The organism is Lentzea albidocapillata subsp. violacea (assembly GCF_900100275.1).
GTDB lineage: Bacteria > Actinomycetota > Actinomycetes > Mycobacteriales > Pseudonocardiaceae > Lentzea > Lentzea violacea.
On the sequence record NZ_FNET01000002.1, the window covers coordinates 357,468 to 380,649 of the forward strand.

A 23,182-nucleotide genomic window follows, 5' to 3' on the forward strand; every position below is an offset into this window, starting at 1 on the left:
AGTGCTGGATCGGCGTGAACGGAATCGGGCCGGTGACAACGCCCTGCTCGGCCGACGACTCCGCCGGAGCGTCACGCACGACGAGAGCGAGTTCGGCGATGGTCTGATGGGCGAACACGTCCGCCACGTCCACACCCAGACCGGCCGCACGAACCCGAGCCACGATCTGCAGACTCAGGATCGAGTCGCCACCCAGCTCGAAGAAGTTGTCCTGCACGCCGACGCGCTCGACACCGAGCACCCCACTCCACACCGCCGCGAGAGTCTCCTCGGCAGCGGTCCGAGGCGCGACATACGCCTCGCCGGAGGTCTCGGGCTCCGGGTCGGGCAGGCCGCGACGGTCGACCTTGCCGTTCGGCGTCAGCGGCAAGCGATCCAGCGCGACGAACACCGAAGGCACCAGGTAATCCGGCACCCGCTCCCGCAGCCATGCCCGCAGAACCGAACCGCTGAACTCCCCTTCCGCAACAACGTACGCAACCAGGCGCTTACCACCGTGAGGCCCACCTTCACGAGCCACCACAACAACATCACGCACATCGGGGTGGTCGCCGATGACAACCTCGACCTCACCGGGTTCAACCCGATAGCCACGGATCTTCACCTGCTCGTCGACACGACCCAGGAACTCGATCGTCCCGTCCGCACGCCACCGAGCACGGTCACCAGTGCGGTACAACCGCCCACCACCCGCACCGGGCACGAACCGCTCCGCCGTCAGATCCGGACGCCCCACATATCCCTGGGCCAGACCAGAACCGCCGACCAGCAACTCACCCGGAACACCCACCGGCGCCGGACGCAACGACCCGTCCACCACGAAAGCCTGAGCACCAGCCAACGGAGTACCGATCGGCACCACCGCCGCCGGGTGATCCTCGGTCACGGCGTGGAAGATCGAGTCGATCGCCGCCTCGGTCACACCGAACACGTTGCCCGGCACCGCATTCGGCGCCACCTCGGCCACCGCCGAAGTCAACGCGTCATGCGTCCACAGATCGGTACCCGAGATCACCAGACGCAGACTCTCCACCGGCCCAGCCGTCCGGGAGTAAGCCGCCAGGTCACGCAACAGCATGCCCGGCACGATCTCCGCGACCTCGACGTCGTGGTCGACCAGCGTGCGGTGCAACGACTCCACAGTCACGTGCTCGTCATGCGGCAGGAACACCACACGGTGACCGAACGCCAACGCCCGCGTCATGTCACCGATCGACACGTCGAACCCAGGCCCGGACATCGACAACACGGTTCCTGGACCGCCCAGGGCGCCAAGCCCGTCACGCCACCCGGCCACGTACGACGAGAGCGCGGCATGGGTCACCGCCACACCCTTGGGCCGGCCAGTCGAACCCGAGGTGTAGGCGATGTACGCCAACGAGTTCGGGTCCACCGGAGCGAGCTCGCCGACCGCGGACACGCCGTCCACCAGCAGCACTTCCCCGGCGAACCCGTCCAGTGCCGATGTCGTGACGGCCGCGACGACACCGGCATCGGCCAGCAGGAATGCCAGCCGTTCAGCGGGAAGCCCAGGATTGATCGGCACGTACACGCCGCCAGAGCGCAACACACCCTGGAACGCCACGGCCAGCTCGATCCCGCGCGGCACCAGGACCGCCACCGGCGACCCCACCGTCACACCGGCCCGGCGCAGACGCGTGGCAAGGGAATCGGCACGAGCGTTCAACTCGGCGAACGTCAGCTGCTCATCGCCGCACACCACGGCGACCTCGGACGAAACCCATCCGGCGATCAGGTCAGGCACCGGCAGCTCGGCGGAGGGCACCGGGGTCGCGCCCCACGCCACCAGTTCCGCCGCCTGGCCGGGACGCTGCACCGGCACGTCCCGGACGGCCAGCTCCGGCTGCTCCGCCACCGCGGTCAGCACGACAGCGAGCTGGTCGAGGATCCGTTCGATCGTGATGGCGTCGAACGCCGCCGTCGAGAACTCCGCCTCGACGCGCAGCGTGCGTTCCAGGTCGACGGCGAAGGTCAGCGGGTAGTTGCCCTGCTCCACCGAGTCGGCGGCCTGCAGCCCGCCCAGGTCCTCCGGCAGTTCCTCCTGCGGGTAGTTGCCGAACACCACGATGGAGTCGAACAACGCACGGCCGTGCGGCACCGCCGACCACCGCTGGACATCCACCAACGGCGTGTACTCGAACCGTTGCAGGGCAACCTGGTTGTCCTGCAACTGGGGCAGCCACGCGGCGAACGTCGTGTCCGTGGGCACCACGGCCCGCACCGGCAGCGTGTTGATGAACAGGCCGACCATCGACTCGACGCCGGCCAGGTCAGCAGGACGGCCGGAGACGGTCAGGCCGAAGATCACGTCGTCGTCACCCGAGTACGTCGACAGCAGCAGTGCCCACGCCGCCTGGACGACCGTCGACAACGTCACGCGCTCGCGGCGGGCCAGCTCGACCAGCTTGCCCGTGACGGTCTCGTCGAGGCGCAGGCGACGCCGGTCCTGGTCGTAGTGGCTCGCAGCCAGCCGATCGACCGGAAGTGCCGTCGGGGCCTCGAAACCGGCCAGGTGCGTGCGCCAGAACCCTTCGGACTCGGCCGGGTCACGCCGGCCCAGCCACCCGATGAAGTCCCGATAGGACCGCACCGGCTCCAGCGTCCGGCCCTGGTAGAGGGCGGACACCTCGTCCATCACGACGGGCAGACTCCACCCGTCGCACAAACCCTGGTACAGCCCCCACACGAGCCACAACCGGCCGTCGCCGCGGTCCACCAGGTACAGGCGGGTCAACGGCGGCGCGGCGAGGTCGAAGCCCAGCGCGCGGTCCTCGTCCAGCAGCGCCCGCAACCGCTCCTGCTGCTCGACGTCGTCGAGACGGGACCAGTCCCGCCGCTCGAGCGGAACGTCGACCTCGGCCAGCACGACCTGCACCGGTTCGCTGACGCCCTCCCACACGAACCCGCTGCGCAACGCGGCGTGCCGGGAGATCACCTGGCGCCACGCGTCGGCCAGCCGGTCGGCGTCCAGCGGACCGGTCAGGTCGTAGACCCCCTGGCCCCAGTAGAGGCCGTCGACGGGAGAACCCGCGACACCGAACAACATGCCCGACTGCACCGGCGCCAGCCGATGCACGTCGACCAGCGGATAACGCTCGGCGAGCCGGTCGACCTCGGGCTGGGTCAGCGACGCCAGCGGGAAGTCCGACGGCGTGAACCCACTGGCGGACCGGCAGTGTGCCACCAGCTGACGCAGCGCCTCGACGTAGCGCGCGGCGACCCGTTCCACGGTGGCCATGTCGTGCAGGTTGTGGCTGAAGTGCCAGTCGACCTGCAGGCGTCCGTCCGCGTCCTGCTCCGCCTCGATCTGCAAAACGTGCGAACGCGTCCCGCCCGGTCCCTCGCTCGGACCGGCCAGCTCGGCGGGCAGCTCCCGGCGGATCAGCCCCAGCGAGTCGACGGCGTCGAACGCACCCAGGTAGTTGAACAACACCGGACGCTCCGGCACATCGGCCAGATCACCCTGCAGCCAGCGCAACGCGCCGTAGCCGACACCGCGGCGCGGCACGGCCCGCAGCTCCTCCTTGACGGCCTTGATCGCCGCCGCCGGATCACTCTCGTGCGTGAGCCGCACCGGGAAGATCGACGTGAAGTACCCGACGGTCCGCGACAGGTCCACGCCGTCCGCCACCGCCTCGCGGCCGTGGCTCTCCAGGTCCACCGTCACATGGCCGGTGCCCGCCCACTCCCCCAGTGCCTGGGCGAGAGCGGTCAGCAGCAGGTCGTTGGCCTGGGTCCGGTAGGCGCGGTGGGCGTCACCCAGCAGCGCGGCGGTCGTGGCGGCGTCCAGCCACGACCGGACGACACCGGCCGAGGTCTCGGTGTTGGGACCCTCCTGGTCCTGCGGCAGTTCCACCACGTCGGCGGTCTGGGCCAGCCAGGTCTCCCGCTCGTCCTGAGCGTCCAGCTCCTGCAGCACCTCGGCCCACTGCTGGAACGACGTCGTCTTCGGCCCGAGCTCCCGGCCCGCGTAGACCGCGTCGAGGTCCTCCAGCAGAACGTTCCACGACACGCCGTCCATCACCAGGTGATGCACGGTCAAACCAAGCCACGCAGGCTGATCACCACGGTCGAAGTAGACGGCGGCAAGAAGCGGACCATCGGCCAGACGCAACGATTTCTGCGCCGCGGTCATCTCAGCGACCACAGCTCCGTCGGTGACGCGCAAGAACCCGCTGCCGTCGACCGGCGCCTGGTACTGGCTCTCCGGCGTGAAACGGATGCGCAGCGCGTCATGGTGAGAGACCAGGACGTCGAGTGCCCGCCCGAGCCGTTCCGGATCGGTGCCCGGTGCCAGCTCGAACATGCCCGACCAGTTCCAGTGGTCCCGGTTCGGGAGGTCCTGCGCCAGGAACCAGTGCTGGATCGGCGTCAGCGGCACCGGTCCGGTGACCACGCCCTGCTCGGCCAGGGTCACCGCCGGCGTGTCACGCACGACGGCGGCCAGTGCGGCGACCGTCTGGTGTGCGAACACGTCCGCCACGTCCACACCCAGACCGGCGGCACGAGTACGCGCCACGATCTGCAGACTCAAGATCGAGTCGCCACCCAGCTCGAAGAAGTTGTCATACACACCAACACGTTCGACACCGAGCACACCACTCCACACCGCCGCGAGAATCTCCTCGGCAGCGGTCCGGGGCGCGACATAGGCCTCACCCGTCATCTCGGGCTCCGGGTCCGGCAGACCGCGACGGTCCACCTTCCCGTTCGGCGTCAGCGGCAACCGGTCCAACGCCACGAACACCGACGGCACAAGGTAATCCGGCACACGCTCGCGCAGCCACGCTCGCAACGCCGACCCGCTGAACTCACTCTCAGCGACGACGTACGCGACAAGCCGCTTGCCACCGTGAGGCCCACCATCACGGGCCACCACAACGACATCACGCACGTCGGGATGGTCACCGATGACGACCTCGACCTCACCCGGCTCGACCCGATAACCACGGATCTTGACCTGCTCGTCGACACGCCCCAGGAACTCGATCGTGCCGTCAGCACGCCACCGAGCCCGGTCACCAGTGCGGTAAAGACGCTCGCCAGAACCGGTGAACACATCGGGAACGAACCGCGCCGAGGTCAGGTCGGGACGTCCCAGGTAGCCACGCGCCACACCGGCGCCACCGACCAGCAGTTCACCGGGAACACCAACGGGAACAGGCCGCAGTGCGGAGTCGACGACGACCGCGCGGGCACCGGCCAGCGGGGTACCGATGGGCACCACGGCTGCCGGGTGGTCTTCCGTCACGGCGTGGAAGATCGAGTCGATGGCCGCCTCGGTCACACCGAACACGTTGCCCGGCACCGCGTTCGGCGCCACCTCGCGCACAGCGGTCGTCAACGCGTCATGCGTCCACATGTCCGTACCCGAGATCACCAGGCGCAACGACTCGACCGGCCCGGCAACCCGGCAGTGTGCCGCCAGATCCCGCAGCAGCATGCCGGGAACGATCTCGGCGACCTCGATCCGGTGCTCCACCAACGTCGCGTGCAGCGCCTCCACCGACACATGCTCGTCGTGCGGCAGGAACACCACGGTCTGCCCGAACGCCAACGCCCGAGTCATGTCACCGATCGACACGTCGAACCCAGGCCCGGACATCGACAGCACGGGGCCAGGTCCGCCCAGCGCGGCCAGTCCGTCACGCCAACCGGCCACATAGGACGACAGCGCGGCGTGCGTGACCGCGACGCCCTTGGGCCGTCCCGTGGAGCCCGACGTGTAAGCGATGTACGCCAAGGAGCTCGGGTCGACCGGGGCAAGCTCGCCGACCGCGGACACATCGTCCACCAGCAGCACTTCCCCGGCGAACCCGTCCAGCTCACCCGCCAGTGCCGCGGTCGTGACCGCCACGTCCGCACCGGCATCGGCCAGCAGGAACGCGAGACGTTCGGCGGGAAGCCCAGGATTGATCGGCAGGTAGACGCCACCGGAGCGCAACACGCCCTGGAACGCCACGGCCAGCTCGAGACCGCGCGGCACCAGCACGGCGACCGGTGACTCCACCGTCACACCGGCCCGCTGGAGCCGGACGGCGAGGCCATCGGCGCGAGCACCCAGCTCGGCGAACGTGAGCTGCTCATCGCCGCACACCACGGCAACGGCGTCGGTGTCTGCCCAGCTGTGGATAAGCTCGGGCACGGACGGCTCGGTGGCCGGGACAGGGGTCTCGCCCCACGCCACCAGTTCCGCGGCCTGCTCCGGACGCTGCAACGGCACGTCCGCGACGGCCAGCGAAGGCCGTTCCGCGACGGCGGTGAGCACGACCACCAGCTGGTCGAGGACGCGTTCGACCGTCACGGCGTCGAACGCGGCCGTGGAGAACTCGGCCTCGATGCGCAGCGAGCGTTCCAGGTCTACCGCGAAGGTCAGCGGGTAGTTGCCCTGCTCCACCGAGTCGACGGAGGCGTAGCCGTCCGGGATCTCACCGAGGTCGTCAGGCAGTTCCCGGTGCGGGTAGTTGCCGAACACCACGATGGAGTCGAACAGCGCGCGGCCACCGGGAACAGCCGACCAGCGCTGCACGTCCACCAGCGGCGTGTACTCGAATCGTTGCACCGCGACCTGGTTGTCCTGCAACTCGCGCAGCCACGACGTGAACGGCACGTCCGCGGGCACGACGGCCCGCACCGGCAGCGTGTTGATGAACAGGCCGACGATCGACTCCACGCCGGCCAGATCAGCCGGCCGGCCGGACACGGTGAGCCCGAACAGCACGTCGTCCTCACCGGAAGACGCGGACAGGACCTTGGCCCACGCCGCCTGCACGACCGTCGACAGCGTCACGCGCTCCTTGCGCGCCAGCTCCACCAGCTTGGCGGTGACGCGCTCGTCCAGCATCGTCTTGCGGCGGTCCTGCGCGTAATGGCTGGCCGCCAGCCGATCCACCGGCAACGGCGTGGGCGCCTCGAACCCGTCCAGCGTCCTGCGCCAGAACGACTCCGACTCGTCCGGATCACGCCCGTCCAGCCACGAGATGAACTCGCGGTACGACCGCACCGGAGCCAGCGGCGAGCCGTCGTAGGCGGCCAGCACCTCGTCCATGACGACGGGCAGACTCCACCCGTCGCACAGACCCTGGTACAGCCCCCACACCAGCCACAACCGGCCCTCGCCGCGGTCCACCAGGTACAGCCGCATCAACGGCGGCGCCGCCAGGTCGAAGCCCAGCGCACGGTCCTCGGCCAGCAGTTCGCGCAGCCGCACCTGCTCGGCGTCCCGGTCGAGACCCGACCAGTCGTGCACCTGCAGCGGAACGTCCACATTGGACAGTACGACCTGCACCGGTTCGCTGACGCCCTCCCACACGAACCCGCTGCGCAACGCGGCATGCCGGGAGATCACCGAACGCCAGGCACCGGCCAGCCGGTCGGCGTCGAGCGGACCGGCCAGGTCGTAGACGCTCTGCCCCCAGTAGAGGCCGTCGACAGGAGAACCCACGACACCGAACAACATGCCCGACTGCACCGGCGCCAGCCGGTAGACGTCCGCCACCGGATAACGCGCCGCAAGCCCGTCGAACTCGTCCTGCGTCAACGACGCCAACGGGAAGTCCGACGGCGTGAAGCCCGTGACCCCTGTCCGGCAATGCGCCACCAGCGCGCGCAACGCCTCGACGTAGTGGGCGGCGACCCGTTCCACGGTCTCGGGAAGGTGCAGGTTGGTGCTGTGCAGCCAGTCGATCCGCAGCCGCCCGTCCTCCGCGCGGACCACTTCGAGCTGCAACGGGTAGGCCCGCGTCCCGCCAGGTCCCTGCATCGGGCCGGCCAGTTCGGCGGCGAGTTCGCGGCGGATCAGCCCGGCCGAGTCCACGGCGTCGAACGCGCCGAGGTAGTTGAACAGCACCGGCCGGTCCGGCGCATCGGCCAGCTCGTCCTGTGCCCATCGCAGCACGCCGTAGCCGACACCGCGGCGCGGCACCGCCCGCAGCTGCTCCTTGACGGCCTTCACCGTCGCGCCGACACCCTCGTACCGGCTCAGCCGCACGGGGAAGATCGACGTGAACCACCCGACGGTGCGCGACAGGTCCATGCCCTCACGGCCGTGGCTCTCCAGGTCGACCGTGACGTGGTCGGTGCCTGCCCACTCTCCCAGGACGTTCGCCAGTGCGGCGAGCAGCAGGTCGTTGGCCTGCGTTCGATAGGCCTTGTGCGCCTCACCGAACAGCGCGGCCGTCGTGTCCGCGTCCAGCCAGGTGCGCACCACGGCGCCGGACGCCTCGGTGTTCGGGCCGTCGCCGTCGACGGGGAGCGCGACCACGTCCGACGTCGCCGCCGCCCAGTGCTCCCGCTCGCCGCCGGCCTCCAGCTCCAGCAGGTGTTCGGCCCACTCCTGGAACGAGGTCGTCTTGGGCGCCAACGCCTCCGAGCGGTACGCGGTGTCGAGGTCCTCCAGCAGCACGTTCCACGAGACGCCGTCCATCACCAGGTGATGCACGGTCAAACCAAGCCACGCGGGCTGATCACCGCGGTCGAAGAACACGGCGGCCACCAGCGGGCCATCGGCCAGCCGCAACGACGTCTGCGCGGCGGTCATCTCCGCGACCACGGCCTCGTCGCCCTCGACGACGCGCAGGGACCCACCGGTCTCGACCGGAGCGTTGTGCTGGCCATCCGGACCGAACCGGATCCGCAGCGCGTCGTGGTGTGCGACAAGGACGTCGAGCGCCTGACCCAGCCGGACCGGATCGGTGCCGGGCGCCAGTTCGAACACACCCGACCAGTTCCAGTGGTCCCGGTTCGGGATGTCCTGCGCCACGAACCACCGCTGGATCGGCGTCAACGGCACGGGCCCGGTGACCACGCCCTGTTCCGCCAGCGAGACCGCGGGTGCTTCCCGCACCGCGAGCGCGAGCTCGGCGACGGTCTGGTGGGCGAACACGTCCGCCACGTCCACGCCCAGACCGGCGGCACGAGTACGCGCCACGATCTGCAGGCTCAGGATCGAGTCGCCGCCCAGCTCGAAGAAGTTGTCATGCACACCAACACGTTCAACGCCCAGCACGCCACTCCACACCGCCGCGAGAGTCTCCTCCGCAGCGGTCCGGGGCGCGACATAGGTCTCGGCGACCGCCTCCAGCTCCGGCTCGGGCAGACCGCGCCGGTCCACCTTCCCGTTCGGCGTCAGCGGCAACCTGTCCAGCGCCACGAACACCGACGGCACCAGGTAGTCCGGCACCCGCTCGCGCAACCACGCCCGCAGCACCGAACCGCTGAACTCACCTTCCGAAACCACATACGCAACCAGCCGCTTGCCACCGTGGGGGCCACCATCCCGCGCCACCACAACAACATCACGCACGTCGGGGTGGTCGCCGATGACGACCTCGACCTCACCCGGCTCGACCCGGTAGCCGCGGATCTTCACCTGCTCATCGACACGCCCGAGGAACTCGATCGTCCCGTCCGCACGCCACCGAGCCCGGTCACCGGTGCGGTACAACCGCCCTCCGGAGCCACCGAACACATCGGGAACGAACCGCTCCGAGGTCAGGTCCGGCCGGCCCACATACCCCTGGGCCACCCCGGAACCACCGACCAGCAACTCACCCGGCACACCCACCGGCGCCGGCCGCATCCTGCTGTCCACGACGACGGCACGGGCACCGGCCAGCGGTGTACCGATCGGCACGACCGCGGCGGGATGGTCCTCGCCGACCGGGTGGAAGATCGAGTCGATCGCCGCCTCGGTCACACCGAACACGTTGCCCGGCACCGCATTCGGCGCCACTTCAGCCACGGCGGTGGTCAACGCGTCATGCGTCCACATGTCGGTGCCGGAGATCACCAGGCGCAACGACTTGACCGGCCCGGCCTCCCGGCAGTGCGCCGCCAGGTCGCGCAACAGCATGCCCGGCACGATCTCCGCGACCTCGACCTCGTGATCCACCAAGGTCTCGCGCAGCGACTCCACCGTCACGTGCTCGTCGTGCGGCAGGAACACCACCGTGCGGCCAAAAGCCAACGCACGTGTCATGTCGCCGATGGACACGTCGAACCCGGGGCCCGACATGGACAGCACCGTGCCGGGGCCGCCCAGATCGGCGAGCCCTTCCCGCCATCCCGCCACGTACGACGACAAAGCGCCGTGGGACACCGCCACGCCCTTGGGTCGTCCGGTCGACCCTGACGTGTAAGCCACGTACGCCAACGCCTCGGGATCGATGCGCACCGGCAGGGCGCCGAATCCCGGCGAGTCCTCGTCCAGCACCAGCACCTCGGCGAGCCCATTCAGCTCACCGGCGAGCGCCGGAGTCGTGACCGCGACTGTCGCACCGGCGTCGGCCAGCAGGAACGCCAGCCGTTCCGCGGGAAGCCCCGGGTTGACCGGCACGTAGACGCCACCGGAGCGCAGCACACCCTGGAAGGCGACGGCGAGATCGATCCCGCGCGGCACCAGCACCGCGACCCGTGACCCCACCACCACTCCGGCCCGCTGCAGCCGACCGGCCAGCGCGTCGGCGCGGAAACCCAGCTCGGCGAACGTCAGGCTCTCCGCACCGCAGACCACCGCGACCTCGGGTGAGATCCGCGCCCAGCCGTCGATCAGGTCCGGCACCGGTCGCTCGACGGCGGGCTCGGGGGTCTCGCCCCACGCCACCAACGCCGCCGCCTGCTCCGGCCGCTGCAAGGGCACGTCCTGCACAGCCAGGTCCGGCCGTTCGGTCACCGCCGTCAGCACGACCGTGAGCTGGTCGAGGATCCGTTCGACCGTCACCGCGTCGAACGCCGCGGTGGAGAACTCGGCCTCGATCTTGAGCTCGGCCTCCACGTCGACCGCGAAGGTGAGCGGGTAGTTGCCCTGCTCCACCGAGTCGAGCAACGGCGACAGCTCGAAGTCGGCGACGCGGCTCCGGCCGCCGGGGTAGTTGCGCAGCACCACGATGCTGTCGAACAACGCGCGGCCACCCGGCACGGACGACCAGCGCTGCGCGTCCACCAGCGGCGTGTACTCGAACCGCTGCACCGCACCCTGGTTGTCCCGCAACTCCCGCAGCCACGAGGTGAACGGCACGTCCGCCGGGACGGCGACCCGCACCGGCAGCGTGTTGATGAACAGGCCCACGGTCGACTCGACCCCGGCCAGCTCAGCCGGTCGGCCCGACACGGTCAGGCCGAACACCACCTCGTCCTCACCGGACGACGCCGACAACACCTTGGCCCACGCGGCCTGCACCACCGCCGACAACGTCACGCGTTCCCGGCGGGCCAGGTCGACCAGGCCGGCGGTCACGCTCGCGTCGAGGTGCGTGCGCCGCCGGTCCTGCGCGTAGTGGCTGGTGGCCAGGCGGTCCACCGGCAACGGCGTCGGCGCCTCGAAGCCGTCCAAATAGGACCGCCAGAAGCCCTCGGCCTCGCCGGGGTCACGCCCGTCCAGCCACGAGATGAACTCACGGTACGACCGCACCGGAGCCGGCGACGAGCCGTCATAGGCGGCCAGCACCTCGTCCAGGACGACAGGCAGACTCCACCCGTCGCACAGACCCTGGTACAGGCCCCAGACGAGCCAGAACTGCCCGAGACCCCGGTCGACGAGGTACAGACGCGTCAGCGGCGGCGCGGCGAGATCGAACCCCAGCGCGCGGTCCTCCTCCAGCAGTTCCCGCAACCGGGCCTGCTGGGTGTCCCCGTCGAATCCTGACCAGTCGCGCACCTGGAGCGGAACGTCCACATCGGACAGTACGACCTGCACCGGTTCGCTGACGCCCTCCCACACGAACCCGCTGCGCAACGCCGCCTGGCGCGCGATCACCGAACGCCAGGCGCCGGCCAGCCGGTCCGCGTCGACGGTGCCGGTGAGCTCGTAGATCCCCTGGCCCCAGTAGAGCCCGTCCTCGGCAGGGGCACCCACGACACCGAACAACATGCCCGACTGCACGGGCGCCAGCCGGTACACGTCCGCCAGACCGGGGAACCGCGCCGCCAGCCGGTCGACCTCGTGCTGCGCCAGTGACGCCAGCGGGAAGTCCGACGGCGTGAGGCCCGAGACCCCGGACCGGCAGTGCTCGACCACCGCTTCCAGTTCCCGCTGATAAGCGCCGGCGAGCCGCTCGACGGTCGCGGCCTCGTGCAGCCCGGCGCTGTAGTGCCACTCGACCTGCAACCGCCCGTCGGCCGTGCGGGTCACCTCGAGGTTCAGCACGTGGGAGCGCGTGCCTGCGCCGGACGTCGCCGCGCCCCTCGAGGCCGCGGGGAGTTCGCGGCGCAGCAGATCGCCGGTGGCCGCGGCGGCTCCCAGGTAGTTGAACAGCACGGGGCGGTCCGGCGCGTCGGCCAGTTCTCCGTGCAACCACCGCAGGGCGCCGTAGCCGACACCTCGGCGTGGCACCGCCCTGAGCTGCTCCTTCACGGCTTTCACCGTCGTGCCGAGATCTTCGTGCCGGCGCAGTTGCACGGGGAAGATCGACGTGAACCACCCGACGGTGCGCGACAGGTCGACCCCGTCGGCGATCGCCTCACGACCGTGGCTCTCCAGGTCGATGGTCAGCTCGTCGGTGCCCGCCCACGGGCCGAGCGTGCGCACCAGCGCCGCCAGCAGCAGGTCGTTGCCCTGCGTGCGATACGCCTTGTGCGCGTCGCCCAGCAACGCGGCGGTCGTCCTGGCGTCCAGCCACGTCGTGTGCACCCGCGCGGAACGTTCGTCGTTGAGCCCGTCGCCGTCGACCGGCAGCGCGACCACGCCGGACGTCGCCGCGGCCCAGTGATCACGTTCGCCGCTGGGATCGAACGTCCGGAGCTGTTCGGCCCACTGCTGGAACGAGGTCGTCTTCGGGCCCAACGCCTCCGAGCGGTACGCGGTGCCGAGGTCCTCCAGCAGGACGTTCCACGAGACGCCGTCCATCACCAGGTGGTGGACGATCAGACCCAGCCACGCGGGCTCAGAGCCGCGGTCGAAGAATACCGCCGCCACCAGCGGGCCGTCGGCCAGCCGCAACGACTTCTGCGCCGCCGTCATCTCCGCGACCACGTCCGCGTCGCCCTCGACCACCCGAAGCAGGTCAGCGGCCTCGATGCCGGCGTTGTGCTGGCCGTCGGGCGAGAACCGCAGGCGCAGCGCGTCGTGATGGGCGACCAGGACGTCGAGTGCGCCGGCCAGCCGATCGGGGTCGGTGCCCGGTGCGAGCTCGAACACGCCCGACCAGTTCCAGTGGTCCCGGTCCTCGATGTCCTGCGCCAGGAACCAGTGCTGGATCGGCGTCAGCGGCACGGGTCCGGTGACGACTCCCTGCTCCGCCAGCGTCACGGCGGGGGTGTCGCGCACCGCGGCCGCCAGCTCGGCGACGGTCTGGCGGGACAGCACGTCGGCCACCCCGAGGCCCAGACCGGCGGCACGGGCACGCGCCACGATCTGCAGGCTCAGGATCGAGTCGCCGCCCAGCTCGAAGAAGTTGTCATGCACACCAACGCGTTCGACACCCAGCACCTGCGCCCATACCGCAGCCAGAGCGTCCTCTGTGGACGTCCGGGGTGCCTCGTACAGCTCGCTCGTCTCCGGCTCGGGATCGGGCAGGCCCCGGCGGTCGACCTTGCCGTTCGGCGTCAGCGGCAACCGGTCCAGCGCAACGAACACCGACGGCACGAGGTAGTCCGGCACCCGCTCCCGTAGCCACGACCGCAGCGCCGAACCGCTGAACTCCCCTTCCGCGACCACGTACGCGACGAGGCGTTTGCCGCCGTGCGGGCCACCATCTCGGGCCACCACAACGACATCACGCACGTGCGGGTGGTCACCGATGACAACTTCGACCTCGCCAGGCTCGACCCGATAACCACGGATCTTGACCTGCTCGTCCACCCGGCCGAGGAACTCGAGCACCCCGTCCGCCCGCCACCGCGCCCGGTCGCCGGTGCGGTACAACCGCCCGCCGGATCCACCGAACACGTCGGGCAGGAACCGTTCCGCGGTCAGGTCCGGACGGCCCACGTAACCCCGGGCCAGCCCGGCGCCGCCGACCAGCAGCTCACCCTCGACGCCCACCGGCACCGGCCGCAACGACCCGTCCACGACGAAGACACCGACGCCGGCCAGCGGCCCGCCGATGGGGACCACCTCGCCCTCGTGCTCCGGCCGCGCCAGCACCGGGTGGAAGATCGAGTCGATCGCGGCCTCGGTCACGCCGAACACGTTGCCCGGCACGGCATTGGGCGCCACGGCCGCGACGGCGGAGACCAGAGCGTCGTACGTCCACATGTCCGTGCCGGAGATGACCAGGCGCAACGACTCGACCGGACCCGCCTCCCGGCAGTGGGCGGCAAGATCGCGCAGAAGCATGCCCGGCACGATCTCGGCGACCTCGACCCGGTGGTCGGCCAGCGTCCGGTGCAGGGAGTCGACCGACACGACCTCGTCGTGCGGCAGGAAGACCACCGTCTGCCCGAATGCCAGCGCCCGCGTCATGTCACCGATGGAGACGTCGAAACCGGGGCCCGACATCGACAGCACCGTGCCGGCCCCGCCCAGCGGAACGAGCGCCTCACGCCAGCCGGCCACGTACGACGACAACGCGGCATGCGTCACCGCCACACCCTTGGGCCGCCCGGTCGAGCCGGACGTGTAGGCCACGTACGCCATCGCGCCGGGCTCGACGCGCACCGGCAACGCCCCGGCGACCGGAGACTCCTCGCCGAGCACCAGCACGTCGGCGAAGCCGGCCAGCTCACCGGCCAGCTCCGGTGTCGTCACCGCGACGGCCGCGCCGACGTCGGCCAGCAGGAACGCCAGCCGTTCCGCGGGCAGCCCCGGGTTGATCGGCACGTACACGCCACCGGAGCGCAGCACGCCCTGGAAGGCGACAGCCAGTTCGATCCCGCGCGGCACCAGCACCGCGACCGGCGACTCCGCGGTCACCCCGGCCCGCTGGAGCCGGGCGGCGAGCGCGTCGGCCCGCTCTCCCAACTCGCGGAAGGAAAGCCGTTCTTGACCGCACACGACAGCGGACTGGCCGGGCCGGGTCTCGGCGTACCCCGCGATGAGATCGGGGACGCTCGCGGCAACGGCCGGCGCAACGCCGGCTCCCCACTGTCGCGTGAGCCCCAGGTCCACAGTGGACGAAGGCGCAACGCCGGTTCCCCACCGCCGCGTGAGGTCAGAGTCCACAGTGGACGAAGGAACCCCGCCGTCCACCGGACCGCGGGCGAGCCGGTCGAGCACCTCCAGGAACCGCTGTTCGTGCAGCACGAGTTCGGCGTCGGCGGCCACGCCGTCCTCGACGTCGATGTCGAGCCACGCCTGATCACCGCGAGACCAGCCGTAGGTGGTGACGGTGAGGTCGCGGATCGGACCGACCGCCAGGTTGCGGGGCGCGTCGGCGTGCACCTCGGGGCCGAAGCCGCGCGACCGGTTGAAGTCGACCACGTTGAGCGTGGGACCGAACCAGGCGCCGTTGCCGGTGACGCCGAGCAGCCGGGCCAGGTCCTCGCCCCGGTACCGCGACCGGGCGCCGATCTCGGCCAGCCGCTCGGTGGTGGCGCCGGTCAGCTGCCGGACCGTCGTCGCGTCCGGCACGTGCAGGACCATCGGTGCGACGCCTGCGAGCAGGCCGGGAGTCGCGCGGGCCAGCGGACTGCGCCGGGCGGCCGTGGGAAGGCTGAACACCACGTCGTCGCGATCGGTCAGCTGCCGCTGGCAGGCGGCGAACGCCGAGACGAGGAAGTGCGGGACGCGCACGCCGAGTTCGGCACAGCGGTCGAGGACCGCGCCGCGCAACGCCGCGTCGACGGCGACCGTGCGCCGCCGTGACGGCCGCTGCCGGTCGGCACGCCGTTCGTCCTGCCTGTCCCGCACCGCGTCCGCGACCGAGTCGAGCCAGTACCGCTCGTCGGCCGCCCGGTCGGCGGACCGCCGGTAGGCCTCGTCCTCGGCCACGACATCGGCCCAGGAACCGAAGTAGCGCGGCCGGTGCTCTCCGGAGTAGATCTCCGCGACGCGTTGCGTGAGCAGGTTGAACGAGAAGATGTCGGTGATGAGGTGGTGCGCCCGGTGGTACCACCAGTACTCGGCGCCGGCGACGCGCAGCAGCGCCCAGCGCCAGAGCGGCGCTGCCCGGTGGTCGATCGGCCGGGCGCTGTCGGCGTGCATCCACGCCCGCGCCGCCTCCGCCGGATCGGCCTCACCACGAAGGTCCACCACCGGCATGACGTCGCCGGGAAGCTCGTCCGCGAGCGCCTGCCAGGGCGACCCGTCCGCGTGCTCACCGAAGTACAGCCGGTACGCGTCGGTCTCCTGGGCCGCGACCCGGGCGCCTGCCCGCAGCAGCTCCTCGTCGACAGGCCCGCGGAGCACCACGTACTGCGCGGGGTTGAACTCCGGGGTGTCCCCGAGCAACTCCGCGGACAGCCACATGTCCACCTGCGCCGCCGTCAGCGAGTACCGAACGCCGGGCGCGCGCCGCTCAACCACTGAACTGCTCCTCTTTGCTGATTGTCCCGACACAACAGGACAGAGAGACCGCTGAAGCCATAGATACAGCGGGTGAAGGAGCCCTTTTGAAGTCCGGGCTCGTGGACTGCCGCCGGGCATGAGGATGCCGGCGGATCAGGTCGCGTTCTTGGGAGTGAACCGCGATCTACGGTTCACCGACGCTGCACTCATGCGGGTAACCAGCCCACGAGTGACTCAAGCGTTAATTCTCGTACAACAGTCATGAAAACCCCCTTGCGTCATCCGCTGACCACCGGATTCGCGAGATGCGCACGCGAATCAGCGGGTCGACGAAAGCACCCCACCCCAAAGAAGCCCCCAGAGCCGCCGAGGCGACAACCGCAGATTAGCCAGGCCCAGGACCAGCATGAATCCGCCGAACAGCCCAATTCCGAATCTTAGAAACTTCGTCAATCCGCTTATACGCCGATCGGCGGACCAGTGCATGTTGTCACCTGACGCACCCACTCGGACACAGACCGTGACCGAATTCTGTGCCACGCGTCACATGCGCCCCGAAAGCCCCTGCATTCAGTGGGAATTTGGTATTCGCGCACGGATTCACCCAACCAGTTGAGACAGGCCGAAGACGAGCTGACCGTTGTTGGTCGGCCAATCCTCCGCATTCGAAGCCATTGCACAACCCTGTGTCCAGGCACGTGCTATAGACGCACACCGGCCTATGACGGTTCCGTCGGATTCAATCTTCTTCGTGTTTGATTCCGCGTCACAGGCGATTGCTGCCGATTGGAGCAATGCGCGGAGCTGATCATCGATAGCATCGCCGACGCGGTGACCCCGTGGTCACCACGAGGGGAGCGATCAGGTGTTCACGATCGAGGGCGTGGCAGCGCGGACCGGCCTGGCGGTACCGCTGGCGCGACGCCCGGTGGCGGTGGTCGCGGTGCTCTACGCGGCCCTGGTGTTCCCACTGGCCGGGAACTACGGGCTCACCGCCGACGAGCTGTACTTCCGGATGCTGGGCGACGATCCGCGCTGGGGTTACTTCGACCAGCCGGCGCTCGCACCGCTGTTCGCGAAGGCGGGCACGGTGCTGTTCGGCGACACGGTGTGGGGTGTCCGGGCGCCGGCCCTGTTGTGCGGCCTGGCGATCGTCGTGCTCTCCGCGCTGATCACGGCGGAGCTGGGCGGCGGCACACGGGCACAAGTGCTCTCGGCGGCCACAACGGGCACGTCGGGGGTCGTGCTCGTCATGGGGCACTTCCTGCTGACCAACAGCCCGGATCTCGTCGCGTGGTGCGCGGTGGCGCTGTTCGCGATGCGCGCGCTGCTGCGCGGGAACGGCCGGTGGTGGCTGGCCGCGGGTGTCACGTGCGGGGTGGCGACCTACGCCAAGTACGTGGTGCTCCTGCTACCGGTGACGTTGGTGGTAGCACTGCTCGTGGTGGGCCCGCGCCGGGAACTGCGCAGCCGCTGGTTGTGGGCGGGCGCCGGGCTGGCACTCGTGCTCACCGCCCCGAACTTCGTCTACCAGGCCGTCAACGGCTGGCCGCAGCTGGTCATGGCGCGGGCGCTGTCCGAGGGCAACTGGACCGACGGGCTGATGTTCCCCCTGGACGTCGCGATCATGGCGGGGCCGGCGGTGACCGTGATCCTGGGAGCGGGCCTGGCCTTCGTACTGCGCCGGCCGCAGTGGCGACCGGTGCGGGCGCTCGGGGCGGCCTACCTCCTCGGCACGGCGCTGGTGCTCGGCCTCGCGCCCAGCGGCATCGACTACACCGAGGGCTACTGGGTGCCGTTGATCGCCGCGGGAAGTGTGGTGGCGGACGAGTGGATCGCCCGCAGCCGGTCACGGCTCCGGACGGTGGTCGCCGTGCTGTCGGTGTTCGCCGTGGTTCAGGTCGTCGTGTCCCTGCCTGTGATGCCGGCGCGGGTGTACGTGAAGTACCCAGGGTCGAGCCTGACGACCGAGACCATCGGCTGGGAGCGCCTGGTCGGGCAGGTCGCGGACGCCTACGCCGCACTGCCCGCCGACGAGCGGTCGCGCGCCGTGGTGCTGACGCGGAACTTCGGCGAGGCCGGCGCGTTGCACTGGATGCGCGACGAGCACCTGCTCCCGCCGATCCACAGCGGGCACAACGAGTTGTACTTCCGGGGAGCACCGCCGGACAGCGCGGACGTCGTGATCGCGGTCGGCGTGGACGAGAACCGGCTGAAGCAGGACTTCCGCGAGTGCGACGTGGTGGCGCGCATCGACAACGGGTACGGCCTGGAGACCACGGAGCAGGGCCGGGCCATCTCGGTGTGCCGTGAGCCTCGGGCACCGTGGTCCGCACTGTGGCCCGGCTACCGGCTGATCGGGGCGTACTGAGCCACCGACAACCGCACGACAACGTCGCCACAACAGCGCGGCGGTACTTCTTCCCTCGGCAGTCCACAACCGATGGAGGACATGGTGAAAGCCAAACTGGCAACGATGCTGGCAGGCTTGCTGGCGGCCGCGACGCTCATCGCTCCGGCCGTGAGCGCGACGCCGTTCCAGCGTGACGTCTTCGTCCGGGACAACGTGAGCGACGTCGGCAACGAGCCGAGCACCGGCAGCATCTACTACAGCCCGGACATCAAGGTGTGCTCGACGCCGGTGCCGTGCGCGGTCTCCCAGAACCCCGTCGTGGGCGTGAACAACTACGTCTTCGTCACCCTGAGACGCAAGCCGGGCGGCATCGGCACCGTGGACGGCAACCTCCACCTGTACCGCAGCAACCTCGGCGGCGGCACGGCCTGGCCGGGCGGCTGGACCTACATCGGCACCGCCGGTTCCACCGTGCCGGTCGGCGGCACCACGGTCATGATCACCTGGCCGGGCTGGAACGTGCCCGGTCCCGCCCACTTCTGCCTGCTCGCCCGGTGGGAGTCGAAAGCCGACCCGATGACGTTCGCCGAGGGCAGCAACACCCAGCAGAACGCACAGCGGAACAACAACATCGCGTGGCGCAACGTCGACTCCGTGCGGGTCCGCCCGTTCGAACCCGTCCGCGTGCCCTACACGATCGGCAACCCCGAGCGCGCCGACGCCCGGCAGAACCTGATCCTCGAGCAGCCACGGCCGTTCGCCGGCACGATCACGTTCGACCTCGGCCAGGAGCTCACGGCACGGTGGAAGGCCGCCGGCGGCAGGGCGACCGGCGTGAAGCAGGTGGGCGAGACGCGGTTCCAGGTCGTCGATGCCAAGGCCCGCTTCGACAACCTGACGCTCAAGGGTGACGAACGCGTGCAGACCGCGCTGACGTTCGAGACCGAGAAGGAGGCGGGTCCGGCCGAGCTGCACGTGCGCCAGACCGACGCGCAGGGCATGGATCTCGGCGGAGCGCAATACCTCATCAACGAAAAGGACTGAGTATCAACCCCGGTGGGTCCGTCTCCGTTACTCGGAGACGGACCCACCGAAAGGGTTGTCAATGAGAACCATCATGGTGTTGTTGCTGCTTCTGCTCGGGATCGTGCCCGCGCATGGAGCAACGGACTGCGAGCCGCCGGACTGCCCGGTCGTCGTGGACGCGATAGACGGTCCCGTGCACGAGACGGCGGACTCGTACACGGCGGCGCTGAAACTGCGCCACGGCCCGGCACAGCAGAACGTCGAGGTGTCCTACAGGTTCGTCGACGGCACCGCGAAGCTGGGTGAGGACTACCAGGCCGTGCCACGCGGACCGGTCACCATCAAGGCGGGCGAAAGCCAGGCCGGCGTGCCGTACAAGGTGTTGCGCGTGACGGGCGAACAGAAGAAGTTCACCCTGGAGATCACCTCCGTGAAGCCGGGACAGATCGGCAAACGCGTCGCCGTGTTCACGATCGGCGGCAAGAGGTGAACAGCGTGACCGCCTGAGCCAGTGGCGTGGCTCAGAACTTCGCCGGGCGAATTCGCGGTCAGACGGGTGCCGCGAGGCGCCCTGCTGAGCGTGAACTACCCAGCCGACGTTCTGAGCCACGCCGCCAGGTGCCGGGCAGCCTCGGTCCACCGCCCGCTCCGGCCCTCCAGGTCGGCGAACGTGCGGTGGGCCCTGGCCTGCTCGAACCCGTCCGGCGCCTGGGTCCTGGCCTCCAGGGCGGCGGTCAGGTGGTCACGGGCGGCGACGAGGTCACCGAGCGCGAGGTCGGCGTCGGCCAGGTCGCGCAGGGTCGACGCCTCGCGGTGCCCGTCCCCCAGCGCCCGGCACACCACGAGCGCGGCGGTCAGGCATTCCCTTGCCACCGCGGGATCTCCGAGTGCGAGCTGGGTGACGCCGAGGCCGGTCAGCGCGTCCGCCTCGAAGCGGTCGTCGGTGATCTCGCGGCTGATCCGCAGCGCGTCGCCGAAGTAGCGCAACGCCGGTTCGAGATCGGCGAGCCGGTGGAAGGCGTTGCCCAGCGACATCAGCGTCGCTGCCTCCAGCCGGAGGTTCTCCTTGGCGCGGAACGTCTCCAGTGCCGCGAACAACGGCTCGACGGCCAGTTCCGGCCGGCCCATCCGGACGTAGGTGTAGCCGAGGTTGCGCCGGGCCAGCGCCACACCAACCTCGTCGCCCGCGGCCCCGTGCACGTCCATCGCCGCGCGGTAGGAGTCCAGCGCGAGGTCGAACTCGCGCAGTTCGGAGTGCGCGTTGGCGATGTTGTTGTGCAGCCGTGCTTCTCCGCGCAGATCGCCCGCCTCGCGCACCAGCGCGAGCGCTTGTCGTTGCACCACCATGGCTTCGGCGATGCGGGAGGTCATCTGCAACGCGATACCCTGTCCCCGCAACATCTCCGCCTCGGCCCGCTGGTCACCGAGCGCGCGGGCGGCCGCCACGGCGTGCTCGCACTGCTCGACCCGCGCCGCCCAGTTGCCGCGTGCCTCGAAGTAACCCGTCAGCAGGTACGCCAGCTGCCAGGTCTCGCGGTGCAGTCCCGAGCGGGCGGCCAGCCGGATCATGTGCAGCATGTTGTCGCGTTCGGCGTCGAGGCAGGCGAGCACCTCGACGCGGTCCTCGGCGAACGGCAGGTCGTCGCAGCGCGGCCGTGTCACCAGGTCGTGGCGCGGGTTGAGGACCTCGCCGGCCGCATGGGCGATCGTGAGGTACCGGTCGAGCAGTCGCTCCACCCCGTCGCCGAGATCGCCGCTCTGCCGGGCGAACAGCCGGATCAGGTCGTGCAGCGCGTATCGGCCGTTGCCCACCTCGCTGACGAGGTGCGAGGCGACGAGCTCGTCGAGCCCCGGACCCATCGCGTCGGCGAGGTCGGCGGGGAAGCTCGCGCCGGGATGTTCGCCCAGCACCCGGAACAACCGCGCGGCCTGCGGGCTCAGCGTGCGGTGCGCGCTGGCGAACACGGTGCGGACCGTCCGGTCGTCGCCGTCGACCGACAGCACGTCCAGCGGGTCGTTGCGGGTCAGCTCGCGCACGAGGTCGGCGATCCGCCTGCCCGGCCGGATCGCGAGCCGCGCGGCCGCGATGCGCAACGCGAGCGGCAGCCGTCCACAGTGGACCACCAGCTCCGCCGTCGCGCCGGGCTCGGCGTGCACCCGGGACGCGCCGAGGATGTCGGCGAACAGGTCGTGCGCCTCGGGTTCGCTCAGCAGGCCGAGGCTGACGGTGTGCACGGCGTGGTGCGTGCCGAGGGCCGAGAGCGTGTCGCGGCTCGTGATCAGCAGCAGGTTCCCCTGGTCGCCGGGCACGAGGGGCAGCACGTCCCGCGCGCGGCGGACGTCGTCGAGCAGGATGAGCACTCTCTTGCCGTGCAACAACGTCCGGTACGTGGCGGACGGGTCGGCCGGCACCCGGTCCGCCGGAACGCCGAGGCTGTGCAGCATCTCGGTCAGCGCCTGGGCCGGGGTGAGCCGTTGCAGGTCGAGGAACACCTGCCCGTCCGGGAAGCGGTCGGCGACGCGACGCGCCCACTCGACGGCGAACGTGGTCTTGCCGACCCCGGCGACACCGGAGACGACGACGATCGGCGGGAGGCCGGCGAGCGAGGCGAACTCGGCGGCGCGACCGGTGAAGTGGCCCGCCCTCGCCGGCAGCTGGGCGGGTCTCGCGCTGTGCAGCGACGGATCGCGGCGGAGGATGGCGGTGTGCAGGGCGGTGATGTCCGGGCCTGGGTCGGCGCCGAGTTCGTCGGCGAGCCGATGTCTGAGTCTTCGGAACACCTCGAGCGCGTCGGCGGGCCGGCCACCGAGGTGCAGGGCCCGCATCAGCAGCCCGACGAGCCGTTCCCGCGTCGGGTGGCCGACCACCAGCCGTTCCAGCTCCTCGACCGCGTTCGGCCGGTCGAGCCGCTCGCCCCAGTACGTCTCCAGCGCGGCGATCCGCTGGTCCCGCAACCGGTCGATCTCCGCCCGGCCCCACCCGAACAGCTCCGTGCCCGCCAGCGGCTCGCCCCGCCACAGACTGAGGTCCCTGGTCCGTTCGAACGTCACCGCGTCGACGGACGCGTCGAGCTGGTAGCCACCGGGCTTGGTCATCAGCGCACCGGGAAGGCCGCAGTCGGCGAGCGCCTGCCGTACCCGTGCGACATGGCTGTGCAACGACCGCACGGCCGTGCGCGGCGGATCCTCACCCCACAGCACATCCACGAGACGGTCGACGGGAACCGGAGTGCCCGCGCGCAGGGCCAGCACCGCGATGATGCTGCGCTGCCGGGCTCCGGTCAGCACCGCACGGCCGTACGGGCCGCACACCTCGACCGGCCCGAGAATCCTTACCTCGCCACCTGTTCCCAGCACATCTGGTTACGCTAGCTCCCCGCAACACGCTGGTGGCAGCG

5 protein-coding genes (1 of these 5 running past the window's edge) are annotated in these 23,182 nt (G+C 70.3%); 3 read left to right on the forward strand and 2 right to left on the reverse strand.

Annotated elements, in window-relative coordinates; all coding sequences use genetic code 11:
- Positions 1-16,423: the 5' portion of a non-ribosomal peptide synthetase gene (locus tag BLR21_RS06575; protein WP_090004784.1), read on the reverse strand. Its footprint begins 14,525 nt before the window's first position; only the first 16,423 of its 30,948 coding nucleotides appear in the window; its start codon is at positions 16,421-16,423; its stop codon lies off the left edge, out of view.
- A gap of 847 nt (positions 16,424-17,270) precedes the next feature.
- Here BLR21_RS06575 and BLR21_RS06580 point away from each other — a divergent pair.
- From BLR21_RS06580 to BLR21_RS06590, 3 genes are all read left to right on the forward strand, one after another.
- Positions 17,271-18,776 (forward strand): ArnT family glycosyltransferase, encoded by a 1,506-nt coding sequence (locus tag BLR21_RS06580; protein WP_090004785.1) that lies wholly within the window; start codon positions 17,271-17,273, stop codon positions 18,774-18,776.
- A gap of 84 nt (positions 18,777-18,860) precedes the next feature.
- The gene (locus BLR21_RS06585) at positions 18,861-19,802 is read left to right on the forward strand and encodes a hypothetical protein (RefSeq protein ID WP_143027632.1); all 942 of its coding nucleotides are present in this window, start codon (positions 18,861-18,863) and stop codon (positions 19,800-19,802) included.
- A gap of 61 nt (positions 19,803-19,863) precedes the next feature.
- Positions 19,864-20,274: a Calx-beta domain-containing protein gene (locus BLR21_RS06590; RefSeq protein ID WP_090004787.1), complete on the forward strand. Its 411-nt coding sequence runs from the start codon at positions 19,864-19,866 to the stop codon at positions 20,272-20,274.
- A gap of 95 nt (positions 20,275-20,369) precedes the next feature.
- On the opposite strand, the gene BLR21_RS06595 is transcribed toward BLR21_RS06590, so the two are convergent.
- Entirely contained in the window at positions 20,370-23,141 is a 2,772-nt protein-coding gene (locus BLR21_RS06595) for an AfsR/SARP family transcriptional regulator (RefSeq protein ID WP_090004788.1), read from the reverse strand.
- Between the last annotated feature and the right edge of the window lie 41 nt (positions 23,142-23,182).